This window comes from Arthrobacter sp. A5 (genome assembly GCF_051131705.1).
GTDB lineage: Bacteria > Actinomycetota > Actinomycetes > Actinomycetales > Micrococcaceae > Arthrobacter_M.
This window is the reverse complement of record NZ_CP180316.1, coordinates 3,108,642-3,129,448: the sequence shown is the minus strand read 5'-3', so window position 1 is coordinate 3,129,448 and position 20,807 is coordinate 3,108,642. Positions and strand designations below refer to the sequence as shown.

20 protein-coding genes are annotated in these 20,807 nt (G+C 66.0%); 8 read left to right on the top strand and 12 right to left on the bottom strand.

The annotated features are described in order from the left end of the window. Nucleotides 1-172 precede the first annotated feature (172 nt). The 3 genes from ACLLJI_RS14725 to ACLLJI_RS14715 all read left to right on the top strand — a co-directional run bounded on the left by ACLLJI_RS14725 (nucleotide 173) and on the right by ACLLJI_RS14715 (nucleotide 4,365). Nucleotides 173-2,134, top strand: coding sequence for a trypsin-like peptidase domain-containing protein (locus ACLLJI_RS14725; protein ID WP_434613646.1), 1,962 nt, complete (start codon nucleotides 173-175; stop codon nucleotides 2,132-2,134). Between the two features lie 418 nt (nucleotides 2,135-2,552). Next, nucleotides 2,553-3,380, top strand: a complete 828-nt coding sequence (locus ACLLJI_RS14720; protein ID WP_434613643.1) for an electron transfer flavoprotein subunit beta/FixA family protein — start codon at nucleotides 2,553-2,555, stop codon at nucleotides 3,378-3,380. A 16-nt stretch (nucleotides 3,381-3,396) separates the two neighbouring features. Next, nucleotides 3,397-4,365 carry an electron transfer flavoprotein subunit alpha/FixB family protein gene (locus ACLLJI_RS14715; RefSeq protein WP_434613640.1) on the top strand — a complete coding sequence of 323 codons (969 nt, stop codon included), beginning with the start codon at nucleotides 3,397-3,399 and terminating at the stop codon, nucleotides 4,363-4,365. A gap of 50 nt (nucleotides 4,366-4,415) precedes the next feature. Here the strand turns inward: ACLLJI_RS14715 and ACLLJI_RS14710 are convergent, their stop codons facing one another. From ACLLJI_RS14710 to ACLLJI_RS14690, 5 genes are all read right to left on the bottom strand, one after another. Continuing rightward, the gene (locus ACLLJI_RS14710; protein WP_434613637.1) at nucleotides 4,416-5,228 is read right to left on the bottom strand and encodes a MerR family transcriptional regulator; all 813 of its coding nucleotides are present in this window, start codon (nucleotides 5,226-5,228) and stop codon (nucleotides 4,416-4,418) included. A gap of 119 nt (nucleotides 5,229-5,347) precedes the next feature. After that, nucleotides 5,348-6,214, bottom strand: coding sequence for an anti-sigma factor (locus ACLLJI_RS14705; protein ID WP_434613634.1), 867 nt, complete (start codon nucleotides 6,212-6,214; stop codon nucleotides 5,348-5,350). A gap of 1 nt (nucleotide 6,215) precedes the next feature. Next, nucleotides 6,216-6,836, bottom strand: coding sequence for an ECF RNA polymerase sigma factor SigK (gene sigK / locus ACLLJI_RS14700; RefSeq protein WP_434613631.1), 621 nt, complete (start codon nucleotides 6,834-6,836; stop codon nucleotides 6,216-6,218). Between the two features lie 275 nt (nucleotides 6,837-7,111). Further along, a complete protein-coding gene (locus ACLLJI_RS14695) occupies nucleotides 7,112-7,912 on the bottom strand; it encodes a class I SAM-dependent methyltransferase (protein WP_434613628.1) in 801 nt (266 codons plus the stop codon). A 65-nt stretch (nucleotides 7,913-7,977) separates the two neighbouring features. After that, nucleotides 7,978-8,445: a tRNA (cytidine(34)-2'-O)-methyltransferase gene (locus ACLLJI_RS14690; protein ID WP_283560322.1), complete on the bottom strand. Its 468-nt coding sequence runs from the start codon at nucleotides 8,443-8,445 to the stop codon at nucleotides 7,978-7,980. Nucleotides 8,446-8,579: 134 nt separating this feature from the next. Between ACLLJI_RS14690 and ACLLJI_RS14685 the strand changes: the two genes are divergently transcribed. Together ACLLJI_RS14685 and ACLLJI_RS14680 are read left to right on the top strand one after the other, a co-directional pair. After that, nucleotides 8,580-9,725, top strand: coding sequence for a hypothetical protein (locus ACLLJI_RS14685; RefSeq protein WP_434613624.1), 1,146 nt, complete (start codon nucleotides 8,580-8,582; stop codon nucleotides 9,723-9,725). Between the two features lie 24 nt (nucleotides 9,726-9,749). Beyond that, entirely contained in the window at nucleotides 9,750-10,736 is a 987-nt protein-coding gene (locus tag ACLLJI_RS14680) for a mechanosensitive ion channel family protein (RefSeq protein ID WP_434613621.1), read from the top strand. Between the two features lie 136 nt (nucleotides 10,737-10,872). Here the strand turns inward: ACLLJI_RS14680 and ACLLJI_RS14675 are convergent, their stop codons facing one another. The 6 genes from ACLLJI_RS14675 to folE form a co-directional block, all read right to left on the bottom strand. Beyond that, on the bottom strand, nucleotides 10,873-11,205 hold the full coding sequence (locus ACLLJI_RS14675) for a hypothetical protein (protein WP_434613618.1): 333 nt from the start codon (nucleotides 11,203-11,205) through the stop codon (nucleotides 10,873-10,875). 95 nt (nucleotides 11,206-11,300) lie between these two features. After that, complete coding sequence (locus ACLLJI_RS14670; protein WP_283560318.1) at nucleotides 11,301-12,269, bottom strand: J domain-containing protein; 969 nt, start codon at nucleotides 12,267-12,269, stop codon at nucleotides 11,301-11,303. Between the two features lie 150 nt (nucleotides 12,270-12,419). Then, nucleotides 12,420-13,277 (bottom strand): pyrimidine reductase family protein, encoded by an 858-nt coding sequence (locus ACLLJI_RS14665; protein ID WP_434613614.1) that lies wholly within the window; start codon nucleotides 13,275-13,277, stop codon nucleotides 12,420-12,422. Further along, nucleotides 13,274-14,239, bottom strand: coding sequence for a dihydropteroate synthase (gene folP, locus ACLLJI_RS14660; RefSeq protein ID WP_434621561.1), 966 nt, complete (start codon nucleotides 14,237-14,239; stop codon nucleotides 13,274-13,276). Before folP ends, ACLLJI_RS14665 begins: the two co-directional genes overlap by 4 nt. Beyond that, the gene (locus ACLLJI_RS14655) at nucleotides 14,239-15,612 is read right to left on the bottom strand and encodes an NAD(P)/FAD-dependent oxidoreductase (protein ID WP_434613611.1); all 1,374 of its coding nucleotides are present in this window, start codon (nucleotides 15,610-15,612) and stop codon (nucleotides 14,239-14,241) included. Before ACLLJI_RS14655 ends, folP begins: the two co-directional genes overlap by 1 nt. 41 nt (nucleotides 15,613-15,653) lie before the next feature. Further along, a complete protein-coding gene (gene folE, locus ACLLJI_RS14650; RefSeq protein ID WP_434613608.1) occupies nucleotides 15,654-16,361 on the bottom strand; it encodes a GTP cyclohydrolase I in 708 nt (235 codons plus the stop codon). 107 nt (nucleotides 16,362-16,468) lie between these two features. On the opposite strand from folE, the gene ACLLJI_RS14645 reads away from it, so the two are divergent. The 3 genes from ACLLJI_RS14645 to mnmA all read left to right on the top strand — a co-directional run bounded on the left by ACLLJI_RS14645 (nucleotide 16,469) and on the right by mnmA (nucleotide 19,892). Continuing rightward, a complete protein-coding gene (locus tag ACLLJI_RS14645; protein WP_434613605.1) occupies nucleotides 16,469-17,137 on the top strand; it encodes a helix-turn-helix transcriptional regulator in 669 nt (222 codons plus the stop codon). Nucleotides 17,138-17,286: 149 nt separating this feature from the next. After that, nucleotides 17,287-18,507: a cysteine desulfurase family protein gene (locus ACLLJI_RS14640; RefSeq protein WP_434613602.1), complete on the top strand. Its 1,221-nt coding sequence runs from the start codon at nucleotides 17,287-17,289 to the stop codon at nucleotides 18,505-18,507. A 140-nt stretch (nucleotides 18,508-18,647) separates the two neighbouring features. Then, nucleotides 18,648-19,892 carry a tRNA 2-thiouridine(34) synthase MnmA gene (mnmA, locus tag ACLLJI_RS14635; RefSeq protein WP_283560311.1) on the top strand — a complete coding sequence of 415 codons (1,245 nt, stop codon included), beginning with the start codon at nucleotides 18,648-18,650 and terminating at the stop codon, nucleotides 19,890-19,892. Between the two features lie 126 nt (nucleotides 19,893-20,018). Here mnmA and ACLLJI_RS14630 read toward each other — a convergent pair whose 3' ends face one another. Continuing rightward, nucleotides 20,019-20,759: a DUF488 domain-containing protein gene (locus tag ACLLJI_RS14630; protein WP_434613599.1), complete on the bottom strand. Its 741-nt coding sequence runs from the start codon at nucleotides 20,757-20,759 to the stop codon at nucleotides 20,019-20,021. Between the last annotated feature and the right edge of the window lie 48 nt (nucleotides 20,760-20,807).

Sequence of the window (20,807 nt, the reverse complement as noted above, 5' to 3'; positions counted from 1 at the left end):
TAGAGGGACCGGCCGAATCTGGCCGGCCGAATCTGGCCGGTGCTGCCGGTATAGGTTGGATTGTCGGTCCATGGGTGGAGAATGTCAGTTCACAGGAAGCTTCCAGCAAACGTTCGCGAAGGCTCCAGTTCCGGCGTCCATAGTGGAACTACCGATAAGGAAGGAAAGACCAATGACCGAGCACAATGGCGGCGAGTCCGGCTTTGGCAGCGATGCCGTCCCCACTGACAGCCGCACACCTGAGAACGGCACGGCAGGGACGGGCAGGGGCGGCAGCACCGCTGCGGCAAGCACCCCGGAGCGGTCCGGCAGCGGACAGCCCAACGAGGGGCAGCCGGACGCCGGGGACAACCAGATTTCGGACAACCATGTGTCGAACAGCCATGGTTCGGACAGCGGCTCGGAGTGGACCAACACGGAGCGGATCAGCGACGGCCCTGTTCCGGCCGAGGGCATTAACCCCACCTTGCCGATGCATGAGTGGTGGAACCGGCGCCACGACGCCGGAGAGTCCTCCGCGTCGACGGCTCAGGAGCCGACCGCGGCCCGGCACGGGTCGTCCGACGATGCTCCAGTTCCGGTGGTTTCCCCTGAACAGACGTCGTCAGACCAGACTTCCCCGATGCAGACTGCGCCGGAGCATGTGTCCCCACACGCAGCCCAGTCCGGAGCACACTCCGGTTTCGGCCAGCCCGGTGGAACACAGCCCCAGTATGGTCAATATGCTCAGACCTCTTTCGGCACTCCGGCGCCTCCGCCGGACTACCCGGCCGGTTCACCGTCGTTCTCCCACAGCGGTTCTTCACTAGGCAACTCCGCCCAGGACAACGCAGGACATGGCCACCCAGTCTTTGGCCAGACGCATCCGCATGCCGGAGGGCCGGGGTATCCGGCCGGCCAGCGGCCCGGCAAAAGGCGCGAGAAGAAGAGGGTCGGCGCCGGCATCTTCGTAGCTGGCATGGTTGCCGCGGCATTGGTCGGCGGCGGGACAGGGGCCGGCGCCTCGCTCCTGCTGGGCAATCCGACCTCAGCCGTGAGCAGCAGTCAGGCCGCGCCGAACATTCCCCTGATTGTGAACAACACCAACGACGTCAGCGCGGTAACGGCAGCAGCGCAAAAGGCAACTCCGAGCGTGGTTACGATCTCTGCAGCATCGGGGAATTCCGGCGGAACCGGTTCCGGCGTCATTCTTGACACGGCCGGGCACATCCTCACCAACACCCACGTGGTGACGCTGGATGGCGCGGCCGCCAATGCAACGCTGGAGGTCCGGACCAGTGACGGTAAGGTGTATCCGGCCAAGGTCGTCGGCACCGATCCGCTGTCCGATCTGGCCGTCATCAAGATCAACGCCCCCGGTCTTGTTCCGGCGACGCTCGGAGACTCGGACAAGATCAATGTCGGGGACACAGTCATTGCCATCGGTGCTCCGCTTGGGCTGAGCGGTACCGTTACGGACGGCATTGTCTCCACGCTCAACAGGACCATTCAGGTGGCCTCCTCTGCAGTGCCGAAGTCACAGAGTGATTCGTCCGGATCGGGTAACGGCAACGGCTTCAATTTTGCTCCACCGGACGGCTCCAGCGGCTCGAACAGCGCGACCACCGGTACGGTCAACCTCAACGTGATTCAAACCGATGCGGCGATCAACCCCGGCAACTCGGGCGGCGCACTGACGAATACCAAGGGTGAGATCATAGGCGTCAACGTGGCCATCGCGTCGGCTGGATCCTCATCCAGCTCGAGCAGCCAGTCAGGTAACATCGGCGTCGGCTTCTCTATCCCGATCGACACCGCCAAGCGGATTTCCCAGGAGATCATTGCCAACGGTAAAGCCACCCATGGTCAGCTCGGGGTCTCGGTCAAGCCCAGCGCCGCCGGCAGCCAGGCCAACTCCGGCTCCTTCTCAAATGGTGCCGTTGTTGCCTCGGTGGTTTCCGGATCGGCTGGGAACAAGGCCGGATTCAAGGCCGGTGATGTCATCACCAACTTCGGTACTCGGGTGATTGACGATGCCTCAGCACTGACGGCGGCAGTCCGTGAACAGGCGGCCGGTGCTACGGTCAAGGCCACCTTCCTCCGCGACGGCAAGCAGCAGTCCGTGGACGTAACCCTGGATGCGGCGAGCGAGTAGCAGCGGAGCATGCCAGCGGCGCTGCGTGAACAGGTCAGGGCAGGGCGAGAGTAGTGCATAAAAGCAGGGCATGACCGCCGCAGGGCATGACCGCAGGGGCGGTTCCGGATCAGCGGAACCGCGCCTGCTTGTGACGTCGTTCGCCCGCTTCCAGTGGCGTTTGGGCCGCTGTCCGGCCGGTCGGCGATCACCATCCGACGCAGCGAGTGTGCCGGGGCCGGTTGCGCCGAGGTGCTGCCCGGCGCCGCTGCCGATCGTCACGCTGCGCAGCATAAATGCCTGTCGCCGACGACGACGCACTAAGCTCGATGAGGATAGCTTGGGGGAAAGAACAGCCAGGTGCGATGACCGTGAATGTGCCCCGACCGGTGGGTGCGGCAACCGGTTTGGGTAACGACTTGCAGGATGAAGGGCAGCAATGGAAAATTCGGCACTGAACATAGTGGTTCTGGTCAAACACGTACCGGACGTCCAGTTAAACCGGCACCTGACCGGCGAAGAAAACACGGTAGACCGCTCGGACAGCATCCTTTCCGAACTGGACGAGTATGCTCTCGAGGCGGCCCTTCAGCTGGTGGAAGCGCGCGGCGGAGTGGCCGCGGGAAATAATGTCGTCGCCGTCACAATGGGCCCCGCGGGAGCCGTGGCCGCGGTGAAAAAAGCGCTGCAGATCGGCGCCTTCGAAGGTGTCCACCTCAGCGATGAGGCGCTGGCAGGCTCCGACGCCGCCGCCACGTCCCTGGCGCTCGCGGCTCTGATCCGTCACCTTTCGTCCTCCCGGCCGGTGGATCTGATCCTGACAGGGATGGCATCTACGGACGGGGAAACGTCCCTGCTTCCAGCACAGCTGGCCGCTCGTCTTGGGCTGCCTCAGCTGACTTTCGCCGCGTCGCTGGAGGTGACAGACGACGGCGGCGTCCGCCGGGCGGTTATCCGCCGGGACGGTGATAGCCAGTCGGAGGTGGTCCAAGCCACCCTGCCGGCCGTGATCTCGGTGACGGACCAGATCAATTCGCCGCGCTACCCGAATTTCAAGGGCATCATGGCCGCCAAGAAGAAGACGGTGACCACACTGACGGTGGCCGATATCGCCGTCGACCCGGCGCAGGTCGGCCGGGCAGGGTCTTGGACCGTCGTCGAGTCTGCGCAGGTCCGGCCGCCGCGGACGGCAGGCACCATCATCACCGACGAAGGGAACGCCGGCCTATTGCTGGTGGATTTCCTCGCCGCCCAAAAGCTGCTCTGAGCCTGAAGGACCCGCCATGTCTGCAGTTCTCGTTTTTGTTGACCAGCCTTCCGCACATGGGGGCGCCGCCGCTTTGCCCCAGAGCACCCAGGAGTTGCTGGCCCTGGCCCGCGCGGTGGGGGAGCCCGTGGTGGTGCTGGCCGGATCCCTGTCAGGGGAGGTTCTGACCGCACTGGGTGCGCACGGAGCCAGCAGGATTTACCAGTGTGAGCAGAGCGAACTTTTTGAATACTTGGTGGCTCCCAAGGCGGATTTCCTCACCCACGTCGCCGCACAGCTGCAACCGGCGGCCGTGCTGCTGGAGAACAGCGCCGAGTGCAAGGAAATCGCGGCGCGGGTGGGCATCGCTCTTTCGGCCGGCGTGATCTCCGACGCTGTGGGGCTCGACGCGGGGCTGAACGTGCAAAAATCCGTTCTGGCAGGTTCATATACTGTGACGGCCAGAGCGACGACGGCGACTGCGGTCATCACCGTCAAGCCGCACAGCGTCCATGCCGAAGAAGCGGCTGTACCGGCCTCGCCGGAGGTGGAGGTCGTATCCGTGATTTTCGGTCCGGCCAGCCTTGCCGCGCGGATCATTGACCGCACGGGCAAGCCCGCCAGCGGCCGTCCCGAGCTGACAGAGGCACGGATCGTCGTGGCGGGCGGACGCGGCATGGAGGGTAATTTCGGGCCTGTGGAGGAGCTCGCCGACGTCCTCGGCGCTGCCGTCGGCGCATCCCGGGCCGCCACCGACGCAGGTTGGATCGAACACTCCGCGCAGGTGGGACAGACGGGCAAAACGGTCTCCCCGCAGCTGTATATTTCGGCCGGGATCTCGGGGGCCATTCAGCAGAAATCCGGGATGCAGACATCCAAGGTCATTGTTGCTGTGAACCGGGACGCCGAGTCACCGGTGTTTGACATCGCGGACTTCGGCATCGTCGGAGATTTGTTCACCGTGCTGCCGCAGGCCACCGAGGAAATAAAGCGCCGCAAGGGCTGACTCCGGTGCCCGCCGAGGCAACGGGCGCCCGACGCCCACCGAGCCGGGCGCTAAGCGAGGTTTCCGGCGGCGTAGGCCGTGATGGCCTCAAGCAGGAACTGCGTGTCCACACCGGCGGTCTCGTAGGCGGCACGGAACCGAGGTTCGTCGATGTACATCCGGCCCAGACCCACATACTGCTGAGCATTCGGTGTCCAATGGAAACAGACCCACCGGTAGTGTCGCCCGACGACGGTCTGGACAGCGTCGTCGTCGGCGGCCAACCCGGCACGCTGGTAACGGGCCAGGTCGGCGTTGATAGCGGCGGATTCGTCCGCCATGCCCTGCTTGGCGTCCGCGGACAGTGCCGCGTACTTAGCGTTGCTCCGTCCGACGGCGTCCTTGCCCCAGCGGGCAATGGCTTCCTCTTCGTAAGGATTTTCTTCAAATCCGGTGAACAATTCGTTGGCGTTCATGGTTTCTCCTCGTCTCAATGCGTTGATGGTCGAATCGACCGTCGCGGCCATCCGCGCCATCCGGTCACGTTCGGCCAACAGCCAGCCGTGCTGGGTGCGGAGCGCTTCGAGTTCATCCGTTTCGCCCGCCAGGACCGCTGCAATGGTGTCCAGTGCCAGGCCCAGCCCACGCAGCAGTAGAATTCGCTGCAACCGACGAAGTTCCGCCGGTCCGTAGTGCCGATGGCCGCTGGGATCCGTCCTGGCCGGAGTCAACAGCCCGATCGCGTCATAATGCCGCAGTGTCCGCGAGGAAACCCGGGACATCCTGGCCACGTCCGAAATGGGCCAGTCGGATCCCGTAGCGCCTGCCCCGGCCGTTAGGATGGTCCGCGCTGCTCGGGTATGGACCGAATCATGCGCCTTCACAGCAGGCTCCCTTTCACGCCGGTTTCCGCCGCCCTGCAGGGCCGCTGTGCCCTGATCCGGGCATACGATCACTGTAAAACTTGACGCTGCGTCAACGTCAAGGGTCGCCCGAGAACGTGCTAGCTGTTGAGCGGGAGCGATGCGACCGTGGGCATCGTTGGGCCGACGGAGCCTCCCGCGGGTTCCACTGTGATGGCAAACGCGGACGAGCTGTCCACGCCCTTGATGGTTGTTGCCTTGGACAATGCTTCTGCGTCCACGGTGCCCTGGGAGACCGGCGCGGTGCCATTTTTGGGGATCAGCCACATCTGGTAGACCTTGCCGGCCGGCGGGTCGGGAACGTTCTCCATGGTCACCACCGCGGCGTCCTTTGACCCCGAAATGGCCAAGGTGGCCGTTCCACCTGCCGGAAATTCAATCTTCTTGGTCTGCAGATCGGCGGCGTTAAGTATCTGCCGGGTGGGATCCTGGCTGTTGAAAATATTTGTTCCTACACCCACACCGCCGATGACGATGGCTGCCGCCGCCGCCACACCGATCAGCCAGCGCCGCCCGGAGGAGAGACCGCGCCGAGCGGCTTTTTGCTCCCGGCGGGCGGACAATTCATCGGATGTGCCGGCGGTGTAGGAAGCATCCGCCCCGGTGTCAGACGCATCGGCGCCGGGAGCCGGAGCCTCCGACGCGCCGGCTGCCGCGGCAGCCGGCGGCAGCTGAGCCAGGATACTGTCCAGCAGCCCTACCGGCGGTTCGGCTTCGTCCGTGGCGTATGCGGCGGCGAGGGCTTCGCTGGCCTGCCGGACCCGGTCTTCAAAGCCGTGCCGGATTTCGTGGGGTGCGGATGAAATGTACCCGTCAATTTCCGCCCGCTCAGCGTCGGTCACGGCGTGCACCGCGTATATCTCCGCCAGCTCCATAACCCTGCCCTGGGCGAGGTCCGTCGCGATATCCTCAGCGAACTGATTGCTGTTGATGGCTTGTCCGTTCATCTCAACCCACCTCCAGACAGGTTTTCAGCCGTAATAGTCCGTCCCGGATGCGGGACTTAATGGTGGGCACCGCGGCGCCAAGTTTTTCGGCGACTTCCCGATAGGTCAGTCCGCCATAGTAGGCCAGTTTCACGGATTCCTGCTGTGTAACAGTCAGGGTGGCTAAGCACTTCACCACTGACTCGGCGTCGAGCCGCTCATTAACCGTGTCGACGACGTCGTCGTGCTCGATCACATGGCTGGTGGCGCCGTAACGGGCCTCGCGGTCCGTCGCGCTCTGCGTCGATCGCACTTTATCAACCGCCCGGCGGTGCGCAATCGTCATCAACCACCCCAAGGGACTGCCCGCGGCAGGGTCATATTTGGCGGCAGACTGCCACAGCTGAAGGTAGACCTCTTGGGTGGTGTCCTCAGCCAAATTCGCGTCAATCAGGACGCGCCGTGCCATCCCGTAAACGCGCTTCGCGGTGAGCTGGTAGAGCTGCGCAAAGGCGCTCTGATCACCGGTCGCGGTCAGCGAGATGAGCCGGGCGAGGTTGTCCCGCTCGGAGTTGCCGGCATCGTCGGGTGTCTGCAGTTGCCGGGGCGGATCGGGCAGCCGTGCAGTTCGTGGAGTATCCATTAAGGTCAAGCATAATGGCCAACGGGGTCGACCCGGGGGATGAGAGGCCGTGAGGTGACTGCGCGCGTGTGGGTGTGCGGAACCTGGCTGCGATTTGCGCCGCTGAAGATCGGCCGACATGCGCTTGCCTCGATTCCGGTGCTCGCCGGATCAGCTGTCCGGATATTTTTGCTTCCGGTAGTTATTCGGAGCCGGAGCAGGTGCGGATGGGAGCACATTATCCGCAGACGCCGGCAGGGTCGCCGGTAGACACAGCGGCCCGCACCGACGCGCGGCTAGGGACGGTATCCCACACCAATCAGCGAATCCGAGTTCATTTCCACCTGCGGCCCCACCGAACGGACAAAGAGCTTCCGGACCCGTTCGATGGCTTCCGGGTCCCGCGGCAGGTAGGTCCGCCAGCCGCTGCCCATAACCAACGTCCACGCCATCTCGTCGTCGACGGTCAGGGACAATGTGCGCTCGGTGACGGTGACATCGGTAAGGCCGCGGTCCTGCAGCCAGTTCTTGAGGGCGTCGGCCGAAGAGACCTTATCCATGTTCCGGTTGGGCCGGGGGAGGATGCCTTCCAGCCGCGGACGTTCGGTGACGGCGGCTTGGAGGATGCGTCCGGCAAAGGGTTCCAGCGCACCGGCCAGCCAAGTGCTGGTGACAAACCGGCCGCCCGGGCGGAGCATATCGGCCAGATGCTCCACTCCGGCCTCCATGTCTGAGAAGAAGAACATGCTGTAGGAACAAAGCACGGCATCGAAAATCCGGTGCCCGCGCCATTGCGTGACGTCCGCTTCGGTCAGCGTGGTGTTCAGCAGCTTTGCCGCGCCGACGCGGGCGGCGGCGAGGCGCAGCAGACCGGTGGAAAGGTCGACGGCGTCGACGGAACCTTGGGGCCCGACGGCGGCCGCGGCCGGGACTGTTGCGGCGCCCGTGCCGCAGCAGGCGTCGAGGACCCGCTCACCGGGCTGAAGCTGTGCTGCCGATGCCAGGGCGTACCCCATCGGATCCCACAGCTGATCGGACCAGGCCTCGAACTGCAGGGCACCGTCGGTGAAGGCCAGGCCAGGATCACGTGCGGACATGAGAATACCTCCGTTTGATGGATTGCGGGTTAATGCGTCAGCGGCCGCGGAATCAGCTCACCGGGTCAGAGCTGTGCCCCGGCGAAGTCATGCTGGCGCCACGCTTCGTAAACGGCGATCGACGCGGAATTGGCAAGATTCAGCGAACGCAAAGTCGGCAGCATCGGCAGCCGGAGGCGGGCGGTGACGTGGGCATCCTGTTTCACACTCGTCGGCAGCCCGACGGATTCCGGTCCGAACAGCAGAACATCGCCCGCCTGGTACTCGATCCGCGTGTAGGAGCATTCGCCGTCGGAGGTAAAAGCGTAAACACGTTCGGGGGCGAGCGCCTGCCAGGCGTCCTGCAGATTCTTATGCACGTGCAACACGGCAAGGTCATGGTAATCGAGGCCTGCACGGCGGAGTTTGGAATCTTCGAGATCGAATCCCAGCGGTTCCACCAAATGCAGCTCGGCGCCGGTTATTGCGGCCAGCCGGATCGCATTGCCGGTATTGCCGGGAATCTCGGGTCTATAGAACAGTATGCGGAACACCCCTCTATCTTAGGTGCCGCTGCGTTCGCTTCATGATCGGGCTGGCTCTGTACTTGGCCGTTGGTCGTGGCTAGGGTCAGTGGCATGGGACGTTATTGCTTTTCGTCCCGGGCAGGAATGATGCGGAGGACAAGATGGATCATTTGACCAGAACCCAACTCGAAGAGCTCAGCGGGCACGATCAGGGCGGCATCTACGTGTCTCTTTACATGCCGACGCATCGTTCCGGCAGCGGCATGGAAGCCGATCCGTTGAGCTGGAAGAACCTGGTGGCCGGTGTGACATCGGCGCTGACGGACAAGGGCCTGCGCAAGACCGAAATTGACGCGCTTCTTGCCCCGGCATGGGCGCTGCACGAGGACGGCAGGGCCTGGCAGTACATGAGCGACGGTCTGGCGGTTTTCCTGCGCCCGGGCTGGCACCGCGAATTCCGTGTTCCGGTCCATGTGCCGGAGCTGGCAACCGTGGGGGACCGCTTCATCATAAGTCCGCTGCTGCCGGTGATTTCCGGTGATGGCGGCTTCCTGCTGCTGACCATCAGTCAGCGCCAGATCCGGTTGCTGGAGGGAACCCGGGACCGGGTCTCGAACATGGATCTCGGTGAAATTCCCGTCAGCCTCCGCGATGTTTCGGAGCCCCGGGCGCCCCGCTCGGGCACGGTGGCGCGCTCGCTGTCCGGCGGTCCCTCCGGGGCAGCAGTCTTCTTCGGCCATGGCGGCACTGAGGACGATTTCAAGACCGATGAGGTGCGGCGGTTCCTGCAGCTCGTGGGAAAGGGACTGCATGACATTCTGGCGGAGCTGGATCTGCCGATGGTGGTCGTGGGGCTGGAAAAAATGCTCGGGATCTACCGCGAAGTGCGGACCTACCCGCACGTGGTAGGGGCGGTGCGGCAAAACCCCGATCAGCTTTCCGACGAGAAGCTCCACGCAGCGGCATGGCCGGTGATCGAAGAGCATCTGAGCGGGCTGAAGCGGAGGGCGATCGACGGGTTCGGGCAGCTGCAGGGCACCGGCCGGGCTTCGATGGACGAGGAGATGATCGGTCAGGCTGCGGTGGACGGAAGGGTGGAAACGCTTTTCCTGGATCCGTGCTGCTGGCAGCGCATCGGCGCGGACAGCCCCGCGGTCATCAGTCTCGGGCAGGACACTGAGTACCTCTCCTGCGAGCAGCTGGATCTGGCCGCCGTCGGCACGCTGTCCGGAGGTGGGCAGGTGCATACGGTCGACGACGGCGATCTGCCCGGCGGCGGCCCGGTCGCCGCCGTCTTCCGCTACTGACAGGGTCAAGGCGGAGTATTTGCGATGACGGCGACGATGGGGGCGCAGTTCGCGGACATTGGTGTCTGGATCCGCAGCAATGGTCTGGAAATCGTCCTGCTGATTCTCGGGGCCATGCTTTTGGCCCGTTTCATCACCTGGTCCGGCGACGGAATCACCGACCGGATCGACGCGGTTTCGCCCGACGCGGATGACCTGGTGCGCTCCGAGGTGAGCAAGTACCGGCATTCGGTCGCGCAGATCCTCGTCTGGCTGAGCATTGCGCTGGTCTGGTTCATCACCGGATTGCTGGTCCTGGCCCGGTTTGGCATCCCGATCGGGAGCCTTGCTGCGCCCACCGCGCTGATCGCGGCGGCCATCGGATTCGGCGCGCAGCAGGTGGTGCGTGATTACCTTGCCGGTTTTTTCATTTTTGCCGAACGCCAGTACGGCTTTGGTGACCTGGTCCGCATCTCGGCGGCGGGATTTGCCGAGGGCGCAACCGGGACCATCGAAGATGTGTCGCTGCGGGTCACCCGGCTGCGGACCGTCAACGGAGAGGTCGTTGTGGTTCCGAACGGTCAGCTGGCCCAGGTCACCAACCTGTCCCGTGGCTGGGCCCGGGCCGTGGTGGATTTTCCGCTTCCCGCCGGTGTGGATGTGCTGCACGCCAACGACGTGCTGCGGCGCGTGGGCTCGGCGGCCTTCGCGGATGAGCAGCTGCGGCCGCTGCTCCTTGACGAGCCGACCGTGATGGGAGTTGAAAGCATCGAAATTGACCGGGTGACGGTGCGAATGGTGGCCCGCACACTGCCGGGCAAGCAGTTCCAGGTGGGTCGGGAGCTTCGTGCCAGAGTGGTTATGGCATTCAACCGGGAGGGCCTCGGCGCGGCTGCGGTACTCGCGGCAGCCATACCCGCAACCGCGGCCCCCGGGGAGGGGCCGCCTGCAGGTGCAGCCGGCGCAGCCACCGAAACTGGTGACGGGACATCCGCGGCGGGCACCTCAGGCGGCCCGGGCCGGGGACGCTGATGCCCCGGAGTCTGCCCGCCACGGTCCTCGGCGGCCGGGTCCGGACCTCGACAATACTGCTGGCCCTGCTTTTCATGGGGGTGCTGGTCCTGTACCTCTTTGTCCGTCCCGTCCCTGCAGGCAGCGTCAGCACGGATCAGCCGCAGCCGGCGGTTCCGGCGTCGCACGCACCCGTGCCTGCACCCGTGCCGAGCACGGCGACGTCGAGTTCGACGCCCCCAACGGCGACGGAGTCCGCTCCCGCCGGAACCGCGACCGGAACGCCGTCGACCCCGGTGTCCCCGCCGTTGCCGGCCCCGTCCGCTTCCCCGGCGCCGACGATTTCCGGGCCGGGTTCCGGGCCGGGTTCCGTGCCGGGGCCTGTGCCGGGGCCTGGGTCAGCGCCGGCGAATGAGCCGCCGACCGGCAGCCCTGGTCCGTGACGTACGGTACCGGGACCGCGGGTCTGCCGCGCGCTTCCTTTGGACACCGCCGTCGCTCGCGCGTCTGAGCATTTCCCGGCGCGGGCGGTCGAATGTGCACCCTTGCCTGGCCCACTGCCGTCGGGCGCGTTCCGGAACCGCGTCAGTACATGCCGCCCAGCAGCCGGCTGAGCACGGAAAGATCGACCACATTAGGAGCCGGGCCGGCGGCCAGGAAATGCCGGACCTCGCGTACCAGCCGGGAACCATTGACCGCGTTGACCAGGTGGGAGCCGTCAGGTTCACAGCCGCGCGTGTAATCGATGACCGGCTGATATAGGTTTCCGTCCGGGCTGTGGACGCAGATCCAGCCGGTGACATTGCATTCCGGGAACAGCTGCGCCATGGCGCGCACCGCGGGGAGTATTCGAGGCGGCTCGACAGTCTTTCCGCCGTGCAGCAGGGAGGTCCCGTTGAAGCGGTACGCGCCCTCGGGCAGCAGCATCGATCCGATCAGCACCATCCGATAGCCGGCCAGCAGAACGTGGTCGATATAGCCGTTGTCCGCGGGAGAGGTCAGCCCGTTGACCATCCTCGACGACGGAATGTGCGGGAGGATCTGCTGCATCGCCAGCGCGATGGTTCTCGCCTCCCGCGCCAGCCGGGCCTGCGCACCGAACAGCCCGCGTTTGCGTGGAGCGCCATGGACTTGCTGGGCCGCCCGGGAAAGCGGCAGCAGCGGTTCCGCTCCCGCGGGGAGGTCCGTGAACGGCGGAACGTACATCGCGGGATCGGCGGCAGAAACCTTCGGCTTGCGGAGCGGGGCGCCGGTGCCGGTGCTGAAAGCATCCGCGGTCCGGGAGTGGGTGCGGAATCCCGGCGGCGAGGAGTGCTGGTACCAGCCGGGCTGGCGCTGCGAGCCGGCACCGTAGGAGCGGTCATAGGCGGCCCGGCGCTTCGGATCGATCAGCGTTTCATAGGCCGCCGTGACCAGCAGGAAAGCCGCGGGATCGCCGCCATGGTCCGGATGTGCCCGCCGGGCGGCCTTGCGGTACGCGGCCTTGATCTCCCGCTCCGTCGACGTGGCCGGGATCCCGAGCACCTGATAGTGCGTGAGGAACTTTTCGCTCACTGAGGGGCCCTTCCGTGTCGGCGATGCGTGCGTCCGGCAATTCTATCGAGGCGTTGTTCGAGTGCGTGCTTCCTTCACCGGTGCCTGCGTTTGTGGCTGCGCTGTCCGTGGCGGGGCTGTCCGTGGCTGCCCTGCCGCTGGAAGGGATCCTCAGCCTCTAAGGTAGCGCAGGAACAGCATGTCCCCGCCGGTGAGCACATGCGCCAGCCGCATCTTTTCCGGTGCGGCCGCCGCCGTTCCGCTGACTCCGGCGATGCTGGCGCTGATCCGGGGCCCCTGCCCGCCGACCAGCAGTGGGGACAGCGACAGGCACAGCTCGTCGACGCGGCCTGCTTCCTGGAACGAACCGAACAGGTGCGGGCCGCCTTCGGAGTGTATCCCGGGCAGTCCGCGGGCAGTCAGTTCGTCGATGATCGCATCCACGTCCAGCACCTGCTGTCCGGCCGTCACCACGTCGGCCACCGCCTCAAGGGACCGGCGGCGGCTGGCGGGTGCAGCCCCGGTGGTGAAAATCAGCGGGCGGACGGGAGCGGCGGTGAAGAATCTGCTCTCCGGGTCCAGCCGCAGCGACCCGGACACGATGGCGACGGACGGATGTGCCGGTTTGCCGTGCCGCACACGCCAGCGCTGCGCTTCGTCATCGAGCAGTTCACCGGCATAGCCCTCGGCCCGGACCGTCTGGGCGCCCAGCAGGAGCACATCCGCGTGGCGGCGCAGCAGTTTGAAGATGCGCTGATCCGCCGCGCTACCCAGGCCTCCGGACCGCCCGTCAACCGTGGCCGCACCGTCCAGACTGGAGACAAAATTGAAACTGACGCGGGGCGCACCCCTGTCCGGGCCACCCTCCGGCGGTCCGGCGTACCAGCTCAGCAGCTCGGCGTCCGTTGCCGCACCGGACGGGTGAGGGAAAATCGGGGTGATCGGCGCGCCGGCAGTTCCGCCGGCCGGGGCGCCGTTGGCCGGGCCGTCCATCGAGCCGTGTATCGGGCCGGTCGTGGCGTCGCTCATGGAACCACCGTTTCATTGCTCGGGCCCATATTGTGTTTTTGATACGCTGGGCTGCGCCAACCGAGCACCGACTCGGTGAGCCTGACGGCGGAATGCGCGGCGGCGACATCGTGCATCCGCACCACCCGGGCTCCGCCCAGAATGCAGATCACCGCGGCCGCCAAGGATCCCTCCGTCCGGTCGTGTTTTTCCTGATCGAGGGTCTCGCCGATGAAGTCCTTGTTGGAGACGGCGGCCAGCGATGGGAATCCGAGGGTGGCGATTTCCCTGAACCGACGTGTGAGCTCCAGGGAATGCATCGTGTTCTTGTTCAGATCGTGGCCGGGATCGATGAGGATTTTCTCCGGCCGGATGCCCAGCTCCAGCGCGTACTCCGTTTTCCTCCGCAGAAAATCGGCAACCTCAGAGACCACATCCGCATACTCCGGACGAGGGAACACGGTGCGCGGGCGGGCCAGGCTGTGGGTGATGACCAGATGTGCTTCGCTGGCGGCGACGACGGCGGCCAGTTCCGGATTCTGCAGGCCGGTGGTGTCATTGATGACGTGGGCGCCGGCGGCGATGCTCAGCTCCGCGACCTCCGGCAGAAAGGTATCGACGGAGATGATCACATCGCTGCGGGCTGCGACGGCCTCGATCACCGGGATTACGCGTTCCCCTTCTTCCCGCGCGCTCAGCGCCGGCCCGGGGGAGAACGGGACTCCGCCGATGTCCACCCAATCGGCGCCGTCTTGGACGGCCTGCAGCGAAGCGGCCACCGCCGCATCCAGCGCGAACGTCCGGCCGCCGTCGTAAAAGGAATCCGGGGTCCGGTTGATGATCGCCATCACGGCCACCTGCCGCCGGAAGTCGAGGATCCGTTCGCCGAATCCGTGGATCGGGTACAGCAGCGGCGGGTCGTAAAAGGGCTGCGCCGCTGCGGAAGCTGCCCGGGCCACGTCGGAGGGGGCGGCCATCCGCATCACATCGCGTCCAGGGAAATCTGCGGGTCAGCCAGACGCCCAGCGTCGACAGGACGGGCGCTGCTGATGAGCTCCTTGATGGCATCCTGAACGTCCCAGACGTTGACATTCATCCCGGCCACCACCTTCCCGGCGAGCACCCAGAAGGCGATGAATTCGCGCTTCTCCAGGCTGCCGCGGATGACGAGCTCGGCGTCCTTGGTCAGTGCGGCGTAACCGGAGTATTCCATGCCCAGATCAAACTGGTCGGTGTAGAAGTAAGGGATCTCCGCGAGTGCGGTGTCCTGACCCAGCATGGATTTGGCCGCGGTTTTTCCGCCGGCTATCGCGTTGGCCCAGTGCTCGCTGCGCGCGTGAACGCCGGTCACGGGATGAAATGCATTAGCGACGTCCCCGGCAGCCAGGATGTCCTGCGCGCTGGTGCGCAGCCCGGCGTCCGTGACGATTCCGTTGCTGACGGTCAGTCCGGCAGCAACGGCGAGGGCGGTATTGGGGACCACGCCGACGGCGACCACCACCAGGTCCGCCGGGAGCGCCTCGCCGGTGCTGGTGACGACGGCACTGACCCGTCCGTCGCCGTCGCCCTTAAGCGCACCCGCGGAGGCCGGCAGCCGGAAGTGCACGCCGGCCTCCTCCTGCCGGCCGGCGAAGACCCGTCCAAGTTCTGCCCCGATGGCGGTGCTCAGCGGGACTTCCTCCAGTCCGAGCAGGGTGACCTCGTTGCCCAGTTCCCGTGCGGTGGCGGCGACTTCCATGCCGATCCAGCCGGAGCCGATCAGCACCAGGTGACGGCCGCCGCCGGCCAGCTCGCTGTGCAGGCGGACGCTGTCGGCATGGGTGCGGAAATACTGCACACCCTTCAGCTCGACCCCCGGCAAAGGGATCACGCGCGGGGCGGCTCCGGTGGCCAGAAGCAGCTTGGCGTACCTGAGCACCCGGCCGCTGGCGAGAGTCACCATGTGGGCCTCAGGGTCCACGGCGACGGCGGCATCCGAGAGGATCAGCTCCACCTTGTTGTCGGCATACCAAGCGTCCGTATTCACCAGCAGCGATTCCTCGCTGTCCTTGCCGGCCAGGAAGCCCTTGGACAGCGGCGGACGCAGATAAGGAACCCTGCCCCCCGCCCCCACCAGGATCACTGGACCGGCGAAGCCTTCGGAGCGCAGAGTCGCGGCGGCGGTGCCACCAGACAGGCCCGCCCCAATGATCACCATCGCGTCGCGGCCACCGGAGCTGTGTCCGGCAGAGCTGTGGCCGCTGGAGCTGTGCGCGGGGGCGCCTGCGGGGACCGTGACTTGGCTGCTGGCGGGATTTGCTGGATCAGCGGGATTTGCTGGATCAGCGGGGTGTGCGGAGCTGGCGGGGTCTGTCATGATCTGCTCCTTTCGAACGAAGGTAAGCTGCGGGAAGTCGGCTAGTTCGGGAACTGGTCTCGCAGCGGGCCGGCCGCGCCCAGCTCGCCGTAGAACGTGGACGTGCGGGTCACGGTGCCGCTGCTCAGGACTCCGCGAAGGGACATGCACAGGTGTTCGGCCTCCAGGACAACGCCCGCACCCCGCGGATTCAGCGTCTCCCGCAGCCAATCCGCCACCTGCGTGGTGAGCCGTTCCTGAACCTGCAGATCCCGGGCGAAGAGCTCCAGCCCACGCGCCAGTTTCGACAGGCCTAAAAGACGGTCTCCGGGCAGATAACCGATGTGGGCGACGCCGCGGAAGGGCAGGAGGTGGTGTTCACAGAGGGAGTGGAAGGGGATGTTTTTCACCAGGACCAGCTCGCGGTAACCCCCGTCGTTGGGGAAGGTGGTCCAGTTGGTTTCCCGTGGAGTGAGCATCTCGCGGAAGGCCCCTGCCACCCGGCGTGGAGTTTCCGCCAGATGCGGTTCACGGACGTCACGGCCCAGCGCACGGAGGAAATCGGCGATGGCACGCTCGGCGGCTGGCAGATCGACGGTACCAGGAGAGCGGGCCGGAGCTTCGACCGCGCCGGCATCCCCTTCGATTAAACCGGCGCCCCTTCCGAGCGCGCCGGTGCCGATCCTGACCGGCGCGGACTCCAAAAAGCCGCCCTCAAATGGATCCTCGGTTTCCAGCAGCCGACTGGCCGCATTCGTCTGCGTCAACATGATGCCTTGCCCTTCTGATACCTGGGGGCTTCTAAATCTTGTATTTTTGACTTTAGAAGCGCACACTCGAAATGTCAAGGATGTTACCAACGCAGACGGGGCGTGCCATGCAGGAACTGGATCAGAACGGTCGGCTCCAAGCCGTGGCCGCTCTAGGGGACCCCGTCCGAAGGTCTCTCTACGAACTGCTGCGCCACAGTCCGGAACCGCTGAGCCGGGATCAACTGGCCGGATCCGCCGGCATTCCGCGCAGCACCGTCGCCGTCCAGTTGGAAAGGCTCGTGGACAGTGGCGTGCTCAGTGTGGAGTACCACAAGCGCGGCGGCCGCAGCGGGCCCGGGTCCGGTCGGCCGGCGAAACTGTACCATGTGGTGCGGCCGGAGGTCGCGGCGTCGGTGCCGGAACGCGCCTATGATCTGGCGGCGGGGCTGATGGCCGCCGCCATTGATAAATCGGACGCGGACGGCTCACCCGTCCGCGAGGCACTCTCGGAGGTGGCCTTCGACACGGGGCGCCGGCTCGGTGCGGCGGCCGGGACGATCGAGGGGATGCTGGCGCAGACCGGCTACTCTCCGGAGCCGGATGGGCAGGGCGGTTATCTGCTGTCCAACTGCCCGTTTCATCGGCTGGCCCGAAGCCACACGGAGGTGGTCTGCGGACTTAACGGGGCGCTGCTCACGGGCGCACTGCAAGGATGTGCCGACAGCGTGCACCAGGTGCAGCCGGATCCGGACGGCCCGTACTGCTGCGCCCGCATCCCGCGGCGCAGCCCCTGACCACTCCGTGACCCCTTGCGACCTCGATGAGCGCACTGTGTTGCGCAGTCTTCGGGGCCTGCGCGGATCGGGCCGGAACGCACTCGCGCTGCAGCGGGGCATTGAGTCCCTCCGCAACGGACCCTCCAGCGGCGCGGTAGAATTGTCCGATGCCCGTGTATCTTGACCATGCGGCAACCACGCCTATCTCCGGGCCCGCGTTGGCCGCACTAATCCACGAACTCAGCCGCAGCGGCAACCCCTCGTCGCTGCACGGCTCCGGTCGGCGTGCCCGCGCCGTGGTGGAGCAGGCCCGGGAAACCCTGGCCGCGGCCGCCGGTGCCCATCCGTCCGAGGTCATTTTTACGTCCGGCGGGACCGAGGCGGACAACCTGGCCGTCAAGGGGCTTTTCTGGGCCCGTCGTGCTGCGGATCCGGCCAGGACGCGGATCTTGGTCTCCTCCGTGGAGCACGCCGCCGTGCAGGACACGGTGGCATGGCTGGAAAAGCATGAGGGCGCGGAGGTGGTCTGGCTGCCGGTGGACGGCGACGGCGTGCTCCGCCTGGATGCGTTGAAGGCAGAGCTCGACGGCGGCGCGGAGTCCGTGGCGCTGGTCACCGTGATGTGGGCCAACAACGAGGTGGGCACGGTCCAGCCGATCGCGGGGGTAACGGCGCTCGCCGCCGGGCACGGCATTCCGGTGCATTCAGATGCCGTACAGGCCTTCGGCTCGATCCCGGTCGGCTTCGACTCCTCGGGACTCGCCGCGATGTCCGTCAGCGGGCATAAAATCGGCGGACCCGTCGGGGTTGGCGCCCTGTTGTTGGGTCGTGCGGTTACATTGGTGCCGGTCCAGCACGGCGGTGGCCAGGAGCGCGACGTTCGGTCCGGCACCCTGGATACCGCGTCGATCGCTGCGTTCGCGGCGGCGGCCCAGGACGCCGTCGGGCATCTGGCCGCCGAAAGTGCCAGGATCGCTGCCCTCCGCGATGCGCTGATCGCCGGCGTGCGGGCCACCGTCCCGGATGCCGTGCTCCGCGGTGTGGATCCGGCCCTTGCTCCCGAACGCCGACTGCCGGGCAACGCGCACTTCACATTTCCCGGCTGTGAGGGCGATTCGCTGCTGTTCCTGCTGGACATGGCCGGGATCGAATCCTCCACCGGGTCCGCCTGCACGGCCGGCGTTCCCCGGCCGTCGCATGTGCTGCTGGCGATGGGCCTGAGCGAGGGGACGGCCCGCGGTGCCCAGCGCTTCAGCCTGGGGCATACATCTGGCCCAGTCGACGTTGAAAAGTTCATAGCCGCCCTGCCGGACGCTTATGCGCGGGCAAAACAGGCCGGCATGGCCTCCCATATGTCGAATATTCAAACAGCCAGCACCCAGCGGTGAGCCACTTTGCCGCTGGCTGCGACCGCTGGCCGGGACCCAATGGCCGCGAGCACTGGTCATGACCCAATGACCGCAACAACGCCCGGCGGCGGTCGGTATCGACCGGCTCAAGCACCAAACCACCAATTGGGAGGGACCTAATGCGAGTACTAGCCGCCATGAGCGGGGGAGTGGACTCGGCTGTAGCGGCCGCGCGGGCCGTTGACGCCGGGCACGACGTCGTCGGCGTTCACCTCGCACTCTCCCGCATGCCCGGAACCCTGCGGACCGGCAGCCGCGGCTGCTGCACGGTCGAGGACTCCAACGACGCCTGGCGCGCCTGCGACAAGCTCGGCATTCCGTATTACGTCTGGGACTTCTCCGAGCGGTTCAAGGAGGACGTGGTCCAGGACTTCATCGACGAGTATGCCGCCGGCCGTACCCCCAATCCCTGCATGCGCTGCAACGAACGGATCAAGTTCGCCGCCCTGTTGGAGAAGGCCCTCGCGCTGGGCTTCGATGCCGTCTGCACCGGGCACTACGCCAAAGTGGTCGACGACGGGAACGGCAACAAGGAGCTGCACCGCGCCGCGGACTGGGCCAAGGACCAGAGCTACGTGCTCGGTGTGCTGACCCATGAGCAACTCCAGCACTCGATGTTCCCGCTGGCGGACACCCCGTCCAAGGCCGAGGTCCGTGCCGAGGCCGAACGCCGTGGCCTGTCCGTGGCGAAGAAGCCGGACAGTCATGACATCTGCTTCATACCCGACGGCGACACGGCCGGTTGGCTGGCCGAGAAAATCGAGATGAGCACCGGGGACATTGTCGACGAGTCCGGGACCAAGGTCGGCGAGCACCCCGGTGCCAATGCGTTCACTGTGGGCCAGCGCCGCGGCCTGAAGCTGGGCACACCGGCCGCGGACGGGAAGCCGCGCTTTGTGCTGGAGATCCGGCCCAAGGAGAACAAGGTGGTGGTGGGGCCGCAGGCGTTGCTGGCGGTCGACGAGATCCGCGGCATCAAGCTGTCCTGGGCCGGCGTGCCGATCCCCGCGGCCGTTCCCGGCCCGGTGGCTGAGCCACGTTCCGTGGTCGACCCGGTGGGGGATGAGCCCGTGGGGCATGAGCCAGCGCGGACACGGGCTGACGGGACAACGTGCGGGTCGGTATCTGAGGAATTTGACTGCTACGCGCAGGTCCGCGCGCATGGCGACCCCGTTCCGGCCCGTGCGTGCGTCGAAGTGACGGCCGACGACGACGGCGGGTTGCGTGAGGAGCTGCTGGTGACGCTGATCGAGCCGCTGCGCGGTGTTTCCCCGGGACAGACGGTCGTCCTGTATCAGGGAACCCGTGTGCTGGGCCAGGCGACCATCGATACGGCGCGCTCGCTGGCCCGACCGGCGCTCTAGCCTGATGTTAACGGCCGGGTCCGGCCTGAGGAGGCTCTTGTGCCGGTGATTGGGACGGGTGCCGTGGGAATTTTCCTGGCGCTTGTCCATATCCACGGCATGGCAGAGTCCGGCCGGGGATTTCGGCTAGCCGGGATTTTGTTCCGGGGGATAAGTCACCGTGGTGCCTTCGATCCGGGCGAACGAGGTCAGGGCGTGCGGTTTGGCGGATTTTCCGCTCATGATGTCCAGCACTTCGATGCCGCGCACCAGCAGCGCATCACCGATCAGTGACCGGTGGCAGCGCCAAGGAACGGCTTCCGCGCACATGACGGCTGTCGGAGCCTTGTCCGCCATTGTCATCAGCTTTTCGAGGCCCGCGGCAAATTCATTGGTCTGCATGTAGTCCGCGTAGCCGCGGAATGAGGCGTTGCGCCAGGCGCCGTTGATTCCGGTCGCACTGTCTTTCCTGGCGTGGCGCAGGCCGCCGAGAGCTTCCAATCGGTGGTATGCGATCCCGTTCTCCGGAAGGCTTGCGGCCAGTGCTTCCGAGATGAATTGCGGGTTGTGGCGGGACCTGGGCACGGTGCGGACATCCACCACCATTTCGACTCCGTGCGAGTTGAGCAGCGCGACAAACTCTTCGATCGGATGCGTTGAATGGCCGACCGTGAAGATCTGTTTCTTCTTGATGGGACTTCCAACTTTCGGGTCGGCTCGGCTGGTGGCCGCGGCCCCAGTCTGTCGCTTCGATGTCTCCTGCGACCCTATCCAGAATCGACGGTTCCGGCCAGCCCCCCTCCGGCCAGCCCGCCCCTCCGGCCAGCCCGGCAGGACAATCAGGGGGACTCCGTCCTGGCAGCTGTTGTCCGCAGTTGAGGACCGCATTTCCTGTGGCTCGCCAGCCAGCGCTGCTTCGCGAGGATAACCATCTGG

Excerpts from the sequence above, each read along its gene's own strand:
- ACLLJI_RS14725 (WP_434613646.1), top strand. The coding sequence starts at position 173 with ATGACCGAGCACAATGGCGGCGAGTCCGGCTTTGGCAGCGATGCCGTC.
- ACLLJI_RS14720 (WP_434613643.1), top strand. The coding sequence starts at position 2,553 with ATGGAAAATTCGGCACTGAACATAGTGGTTCTGGTCAAACACGTACCG.
- ACLLJI_RS14715 (WP_434613640.1), top strand. The coding sequence starts at position 3,397 with ATGTCTGCAGTTCTCGTTTTTGTTGACCAGCCTTCCGCACATGGGGGC.
- ACLLJI_RS14705 (WP_434613634.1), bottom strand. The coding sequence starts at position 6,214 with ATGAACGGACAAGCCATCAACAGCAATCAGTTCGCTGAGGATATCGCG.
- sigK (WP_434613631.1), bottom strand. The coding sequence starts at position 6,836 with ATGGATACTCCACGAACTGCACGGCTGCCCGATCCGCCCCGGCAACTG.
- ACLLJI_RS14695 (WP_434613628.1), bottom strand. The coding sequence starts at position 7,912 with ATGTCCGCACGTGATCCTGGCCTGGCCTTCACCGACGGTGCCCTGCAG.
- ACLLJI_RS14685 (WP_434613624.1), top strand. The coding sequence starts at position 8,580 with ATGGATCATTTGACCAGAACCCAACTCGAAGAGCTCAGCGGGCACGAT.
- ACLLJI_RS14680 (WP_434613621.1), top strand. The coding sequence starts at position 9,750 with ATGACGGCGACGATGGGGGCGCAGTTCGCGGACATTGGTGTCTGGATC.
- ACLLJI_RS14665 (WP_434613614.1), bottom strand. The coding sequence starts at position 13,277 with ATGAGCGACGCCACGACCGGCCCGATACACGGCTCGATGGACGGCCCG.
- folP (WP_434621561.1), bottom strand. The coding sequence starts at position 14,239 with ATGCGGATGGCCGCCCCCTCCGACGTGGCCCGGGCAGCTTCCGCAGCG.
- ACLLJI_RS14655 (WP_434613611.1), bottom strand. The coding sequence starts at position 15,612 with ATGACAGACCCCGCCAGCTCCGCACACCCCGCTGATCCAGCAAATCCC.
- folE (WP_434613608.1), bottom strand. The coding sequence starts at position 16,361 with ATGTTGACGCAGACGAATGCGGCCAGTCGGCTGCTGGAAACCGAGGAT.
- ACLLJI_RS14645 (WP_434613605.1), top strand. The coding sequence starts at position 16,469 with ATGCAGGAACTGGATCAGAACGGTCGGCTCCAAGCCGTGGCCGCTCTA.
- ACLLJI_RS14640 (WP_434613602.1), top strand. The coding sequence starts at position 17,287 with ATGCCCGTGTATCTTGACCATGCGGCAACCACGCCTATCTCCGGGCCC.
- mnmA (WP_283560311.1), top strand. The coding sequence starts at position 18,648 with ATGCGAGTACTAGCCGCCATGAGCGGGGGAGTGGACTCGGCTGTAGCG.
- ACLLJI_RS14630 (WP_434613599.1), bottom strand. The coding sequence starts at position 20,759 with ATGCGGTCCTCAACTGCGGACAACAGCTGCCAGGACGGAGTCCCCCTG.